We start from the raw sequence: 6,547 nt of genomic DNA on the forward strand, positions 1-6,547 counted from the left end.
GTGCCCACCTTCAATCGTTTGACCGCAGTTCCCCACAGCTGCCGATCAGGCGCCGCCCAGAGGATCAACGTGGGGACCCCGGCGCGCAGGCTCGCGGCCGTGCTGCCCGAGCCGCCGTGGTGCACGACCGCGCGGCAGGCCGGAAAGATGGCCGCGTAATTCACCGCGCCCACCACCTTGACGTGCTCGACAGCGGGCACGCCGGTGAAGTCGCTCAGGCCGGAGCACACCAGCGCCCGCTCGCCCAACCGCGCGCAGGCCGCTCCGATCATGGCGATCGTGTCGGCCGGAGATTCCATCGACATGCTGCCGAACGCGAAGCAAATCGGCGGTGTCCCGGCGGCGATCCACGACGCGGCCTCCTCGTCGTCATCGGTCGGCAACTCCAGCGTCAGCGCGCCGACAAAGGGGCGTTGGCCATCCCATCTCGCCCATTCGGCGGCCAGCCCGGGAAAGCACACCTGGTCATACGCCTGGATTTCCAGCGCCCCGCGTTCGGCGATCCGGCGCGGCGCGGGGCCGGTGGCCTTCGGCAGGCCCAGTTCACGGCGCTGCGCCGCCTCGAGCCTCCCGAACACGCCCAGCGACAGCCACCAGAACACCGTCATTGCGGTGCGGGCTAACGGCGCCGGCAGCAACGGCAGGAGCTGGCCGTTGGCCCGCACCGGGAAGTAATGCAGCGTGGCCAGCGGAATGCCGTGATACTCCGCGACGTTAGCGGCGCCGTCCTCGAAGATCAGGCCGGTGAACAACAGGTCGGCACCATCCGCCAGCGACACCAGCGTCGCGGTCATGTCCGTCCAGCACTGTGCGACGAACTCCCAGTACTCGCGCCACAGCCTGGTCAGATCCGTGATCCTCCAGACGCTGTGCGGGAAATCCTTGAAAAGGTTCGCGCCGAAATCCCTCGCCAGCGCCGTCCGCGAATCCGGTCCGTAGGCGACCGCCGCAAGCCCGGCCGACTCGGCGAAGCCCACCAGGTCAGGCGAGACGGCCAGGCGCACCTCGTGCCCTCTGCGCACCAGCTCACGGCCGACAGCGACGCCGATCTCGACGTCACCGCGGGTCCCGTGGAAAGCCAGCACATATTTCATCGCGTGATCCGGCCCGTCACGTCCGCGGTTCTTCGAGATACCACGGGTTGGCCCGCGCCCACTCGACGGTGCGGCGGATCCCTTCCGCGACGTCGACCTGCAGGCGCCAGCCCAGCTTTCGCTGCGCCTTGGTCGAGTCGGGGATACGACGGGGGATGTCCTCGTAGCGGCCGCCGTAACGTGCCGCGGTGTCGACAGTTTCGGCGCTGGACACCGAGTCGACGTTCGCGATCTTGATCGCCAGAGCGACAACGTCACGCATCGTCGTCTCGGTCATGCTCCCGATGTTGAACGCCTCGCCGATCGCCGCGCTGCTGTCGGCCGCGAGCAAGGTGCCGGCGATGGCGTCGTCGACGTAGGTGAAGCAGCGTGTCTGGTCGCCCGAGTCGTAGAGCAGCGGCGGGCGGCCGTTGAGGATCCGGTGGATGCTCTGCGAGACAACGAATATCGGGTTCTGCCGCGGGCCGTACACGTTGAAGTAGCGCACCACCGTCACCGGCAACCCATAGGCCGTGTGCATCGCGAAGACCAAATGCTCGGCCATGGCCTTGCTGGTGCTGTAGCTCCAGCGCGCGGTCCGCGTCGAGCCCAGGACGCGATCGTCGTCCTCGGCGAAGGGGGGCTTGGGGTTCTTCCCGAACACCTCCGACGTGCTGGCGAACAGCACCCGGGTTGCGTGCCGACGGCTCAGCTCCAGGACGTTGCGTGTGCCGGTCACGTTGACGTCGAGGACCCGCAGCGGGTCGTCGAGATAGTTTTTGACACCGACGACCGCGGCCAGGTGGAACACCGTGTCGACGCCGGCACTCAGGGCCTGTTCCAGCGCGGCCAGATCGGTGACGTCACCTTGCACGAACCGGAAGTTGGCATGCCGATCGAAGTCGATGCTGCTGTCACGGGTGTTCTTCGCGAAGTCGAACACCGTGACCGAATCTCCGCGGCTCAGCAACGCCGAGACCAGGTGCGATCCGATGAAGCCGTAGCCGCCCGTCACGACGACGTTGGACACTATCGACCGATGCCCTTGTAGACGAAGCCGGCGGCGCGCACCGCCGCCGGGTCGAAGCTGTTCCGCCCGTCGAGGAACACGCACCTGTCTGCCACCAGGTCGGCGAGCCGGGCCAGCGGGATCTGGTGGAACTGCCGGTGCCCCGCGAGGACCACCAGGGCGTCGGCACCCTCGACCGCCGACTCGATGTCCGCGGTCAGCGGGACCTGCGTCACCGTGCGGGCCTCCTCGTCGGGCACCCACGGATCATGGACCGACAGCCGGCAGCCGGACTCCTCGAGCAGGGCGAGGATGTACTTGGTGGGGGTGAGCCGGCAGTCGCCGGTGTTGTTCTTGAACGCGATGCCCAGCACCGCAATCCTGCTGGTCCCGATCGCCTTGCCCGCATCCGCGAGGAGTTGCGTGAGCAGCTCGTAGGTGTAGGCCGGCATCGTGTCGTTGACGGTTCTCGACGTCCGCGGAATGGCCAGGTCCAACCCGAGGGACTGCCCCAGATGGTTGACGAACCACGGATCCTTCGTCAGGCAGTAGCCGCCGACACCCATGCTCGGCCTCAAGATGTTCACATTGTGGTTGACCTTGGGCATGGTGTTGGCCGCCTCGATGACCTGGAGCACGTCCATGTCGAGCCCGTCGCACACCTTGGCCAGTTCGTTCGCCAGCGCGACGTTGAGGTCGATCCAGAGGTTGTCCGCGAGCTTGACCATCTCGGCGGTCCGCGGATCGTCGACGATGACGGACTCCACCCCCAACGCGTGTCGCCACAGTGTGGAGCAGGCGCGAGCGCTGCGCTCGTCGACGGCGCCGATGACGATGGGGATCGACATCAGCTCGTGGATGGCCTGGCCTTCGGCGAGCCGTTCAGGGCAGAACGCCAACCCGAAATCGACCCCGGCGCGCAGCCCCGAGGTCTCCTCGACGATCGGCCGGAACAGCTTTTCGGTGGTGTCGGGCGGGACGGTGCTCTTGAGGATGACGAGGTGGCCGGGGTGCAGGTGCTCCCCCACGGCCCGCGCCGCCGCCTCGATGTCGTCGACGATCGGCTCGTAGTCCGGACCCAGCGGCGTGCCGACGGTCACGATGACGAAGTCGTTGTCGGCGAGGGCGCCGAAATCGGTTGTGGCGCGCAGCCGGCCGACTCGCACGTTGTTGGACACGATCTCGTTCAGCCCCGGTTCGGGCACGGTGGTCTTGCCCAGGTTGATCTCGTCGACGACGGTCTGACGCACGTCGATTCCCGTCACAGGCCAGCCGCGATCAGCCAGCACCGCGCCGATCACCGTGCCGATGTAGCCGAAGCCGACCACCGCGATCCCCGACCGCATGCCCCGGACCAACAGGTCGATCTCGGCGTCGCTGCGCCCGAACACGCCTTCAGCCATCGCGGATCCTCGCCCTTCAGTCACCGTGCGGGCGCGGGCTGCGAGATGTCCACGCCCGGCCGACCCGGTCGGGAGTCTAATCCATCACCCGTCCACCGGATGTGCGACCGTCCTGACAGGTCTACCGGCCGACACGCGTGAGGCGGGCGAACTCTTCCACCCGGTCAGCGGCGGCCGCGACGGCATCGGTTGGTGTGGTCATCCGGGCGGCGATGTCGCGGGCCCGGGCGAGGTAGTCCGGGGCCAGAATCCGGCGCAGGTCCGCGACCAGCGAGTCCACAGTCGTGCTCGAAAAACGCCGGGCGGTGCCCACCTTCAGCCGTTTGACCGCGGCTCCGAACAGCGTCTGGTTGAGGTCCGTCGACAGGATCAACGTTGGGACGCCCGAACGCAGGCCTATGGCCGTGGTGCCCGCTCCGCCGTGGTGCACGACCGCGCGGCAGGCGGGAAAGACCGCCGCGTAGTTCACCGCACCCACCACGGTGACGTGCTCGAGGTGCGGATCATCGGTGAAGTCACTCAAGCCGGCGCACACCAGCGCCCGCTCGCCCAACCGCGCGCACGCCGCGCTGATCATCGCGAGCGTGTGGGCGGGCGATTCAACCGGTATGCTGCCAAACCCGAAGCAAATCGGCGGTTTTCCCGCAGCAATCCACGATGCGACGTCCTCGTCGGCATCCGTCGGCAACTCCATGGTCAGCGCGCCGACGAAAGGCCGTTGCCCTCCCCATCGCTCCCATTCGGCTGTCAGCCCGGGAAAGCCCACCTCGTCGTAGGCCTGGATCTCCAGCGATCCACGCTCGGTGATCCGCTGCGGCCACGGCACTGTCGCCTTCGGCAGGCCCAGTTCACGACGCTGCGCCTCCTCGACTTGCCGTGTCCCCCGCCACGACAGCCACTCGAACGCCGTCATTGCGGCGCGGCCCAACGGCGCCGGCAGGAACGGCAGCAGCCGGCCGTTGGCCCGCAACGGGAACCAATGCAGCGTCGCCAACGGAATGTTGCGGTACTCGGCGACATTGGCAGCGGCGTACTCGTAATTCATGCCGGTGAATAGCAGGTCGGCCCCGTCTGTCAACGACGTCAGCGTCGCGCTGATCTCCTCCCGGCACTGGGTGAGGGGCTCGGCAATGTCGTGCAGCAGCCGTTTCAGATCCCGGATCCTCCAGGGCTTGCGGAAAAAACACGTCCAGAAGTCGCGGTACGCGTCCAGAATGGTCTGCACATCCGGTCCAAAGGCGACCGCCGTAGGCCCGGCCGACTCGACGAAGCCAACCTGGTCCGGCGCGACGGCCATGCAGACGTCATGCCCGCGGCGGACCAGCTCGCGGCCGACAACAAGGCAGGGTTCCACTTCGCCGCGACTTCCCCAGCTCGCCAGCACAAACCTCATCGCGCCTCCCGGCCCTTCGAGGTATCGCGGGTCGGCCCTTGCCCGGTCGATCGCACGGCGAATCCTCTCTTCGCGTTCACCCTGCACGTGCCAGCCCAGTCGCTCACGTGGCCAGTGCAATGGTCAGAGCGCGGATTACTCGCCCGGCAGCCTAATCCATCGCTCTCGCACCGGATGCGCGACCTTTACCGGCAGACGCTCTGGGCGGGCACCCGAATGCTCTCGTAGCCAAGGAAACCCGGCCGACACGGGCGAGTCGATCACATCGCACGTCTGCGGTCAATTTTCGCCGTCGCCAATCAGCCGAGCCGCTTGCGGCGGGCGAACTCCTCCACAAGGTCGGCGGCGGTCGCGACGGCATCGGCGGATGAGGTCATCCGGGCAGCGATCTCACGGGCCCGGGCGAGGTACTGCGGGGCCAGGATCCGGCGCAGGTCCGCCACCAGCGACTTCTCGGTAGTACTGGAAAAACGCCGGGCAGTGCCCACCTTCAGTCGTTTGACCGCAATCCCGAAGAGCGGCTGATCCGGCAGCGTCCACAACACCAACTGGGGGACTCCGGCGCGCAAAGTCACGGCCAGGGTGCCCGCGCCACCGTGATGCACAACCGCGCGGCAGGCGGAAAAAATCGCCGCGTAGCTCACCGCGCCCACCACCTTGACGTGCTCGACATCGGGCACGTTGCGCAGGTCACTGGCGGCAGAGCAGACCAACGCCCGCTCGCCCAACCGCGCGCAGGCCGCGCCGATCATGGCGATCGTGTCCGCCGGAGATGCCAGCGGTATGCTTCCGAACGCGAAGCACACTGGCGGCGTTCCCGCGGCGATCCACGACGCGACCTCCTCATCGGCATCCGTCGGCGACTCCAGCGCCAGCCCGCCGACGAAGGGCCGCAGGCCATTGCATGTCGCCCACTCGGCCGCCAGCCCGGGAAAGCACACTTCGTCGTAGGCCTGGATCTCCAGCGATCCGCGCTCCGCGATTCGCCGCGGCGCGGGGCGGGTGGCCTTCGGCAGGCCCAGATCACACCGCAGCGCGTCCTCGACTTTCTTCAGCGTGCGCCACGACAGCCAGTCGTTGGCCGTCATCACGGTGCGGGTCACCGGCGGCGGCAGGAACGGCAGGAGCGCGCCGTTGGCCCGCACCGGGAAGAAATGCAGCGTGGCCAACGGGATGCCGTAACGCTCGGCGACGTCGGCAGCGGGCTGTTCGAAAATCAGGCCGGCGATCAGCAAGTCGGCTCCGTCAACCAGCGACCTCAGCGTCGTGGTCATCTCCCCCAGGCACCGGGCGATTTGCTCCGTGCTCTCACGCCCCAACCTGTTCAGATCCCGAATCTTCCACGGTTTGCGGAAGAAGCCCGTCCAGTAGTTGCGCTGCGTTTCCACAATCGCCTGCGAGTCCAGCCCGTAGGCGACCGCCGACAGCCCTGCCGCCTGCGCGAAGCCGACCAGGTTGGGCGGGACGGCCATGCACACATCGTGCCCGCGGCGCAGCAGTTCGCGGCCGACAACGACGGAGGGCTCGACATCGCCGCGACTCCCGTAGCTCGCCAGCACAAATTTCATCGCGGATTTTGCCCTTGTCAGTTGTCGTGTGTCGTCGTGCCCGTAGGCAACGTGCCGAGCATCGGTCATTATGCCTGGTCCTTCGACTGTGAGCTGGGCGT

General features: G+C 67.5%; 6 protein-coding genes. 1 reads left to right on the plus strand and 5 read right to left on the minus strand.

Annotated elements, in window-relative coordinates; translation table 11 throughout:
* The 5 genes from ABDW21_RS15800 to ABDW21_RS15820 all read right to left on the minus strand — a co-directional run.
* A partial coding sequence (locus tag ABDW21_RS15800; protein WP_343710712.1) for a nucleotide disphospho-sugar-binding domain-containing protein occupies nt 1–1,094 on the minus strand: 1,094 nt, incomplete at its 3' end.
* 16 nt (nt 1,095–1,110) lie between these two features.
* A complete protein-coding gene (locus tag ABDW21_RS15805) occupies nt 1,111–2,103 on the minus strand; it encodes a GDP-mannose 4,6-dehydratase (RefSeq protein ID WP_343710713.1) in 993 nt (330 codons plus the stop codon).
* Nucleotides 2,103–3,485 (minus strand): nucleotide sugar dehydrogenase, encoded by a 1,383-nt coding sequence (locus ABDW21_RS15810; protein WP_343710714.1) that lies wholly within the window; start codon nt 3,483–3,485, stop codon nt 2,103–2,105. The genes ABDW21_RS15805 and ABDW21_RS15810 overlap by 1 nt, the downstream gene beginning before the upstream one ends.
* 121 nt (nt 3,486–3,606) lie before the next feature.
* A complete protein-coding gene (locus tag ABDW21_RS15815; RefSeq protein ID WP_343710715.1) occupies nt 3,607–4,878 on the minus strand; it encodes a glycosyltransferase in 1,272 nt (423 codons plus the stop codon).
* A 299-nt stretch (nt 4,879–5,177) separates the two neighbouring features.
* Nucleotides 5,178–6,446, minus strand: a complete 1,269-nt coding sequence (locus ABDW21_RS15820) for a glycosyltransferase (protein ID WP_343710716.1) — start codon at nt 6,444–6,446, stop codon at nt 5,178–5,180.
* Between ABDW21_RS15820 and ABDW21_RS15825 the strand changes: the two genes are divergently transcribed.
* Nucleotides 6,360–6,547, plus strand: a 188-nt coding sequence (locus ABDW21_RS15825) for a hypothetical protein (RefSeq protein WP_343710717.1), incomplete at its 3' end; no start/stop codon positions are given. The genes ABDW21_RS15820 and ABDW21_RS15825 overlap by 87 nt on opposite strands.

This window comes from Mycobacterium sp., assembly GCF_039583805.1.
GTDB lineage: Bacteria > Actinomycetota > Actinomycetes > Mycobacteriales > Mycobacteriaceae > Mycobacterium.

What these genes read in the sequence shown, in the direction of transcription:
- ABDW21_RS15810 (WP_343710714.1), bottom strand. Translation starts at nt 3,485, where the DNA reads ATGGCTGAAGGCGTGTTCGGGCGCAGCGACGCCGAGATCGACCTGTTG.
- ABDW21_RS15815 (WP_343710715.1), bottom strand. Translation starts at nt 4,878, where the DNA reads ATGAGGTTTGTGCTGGCGAGCTGGGGAAGTCGCGGCGAAGTGGAACCC.
- ABDW21_RS15820 (WP_343710716.1), bottom strand. Translation starts at nt 6,446, where the DNA reads ATGAAATTTGTGCTGGCGAGCTACGGGAGTCGCGGCGATGTCGAGCCC.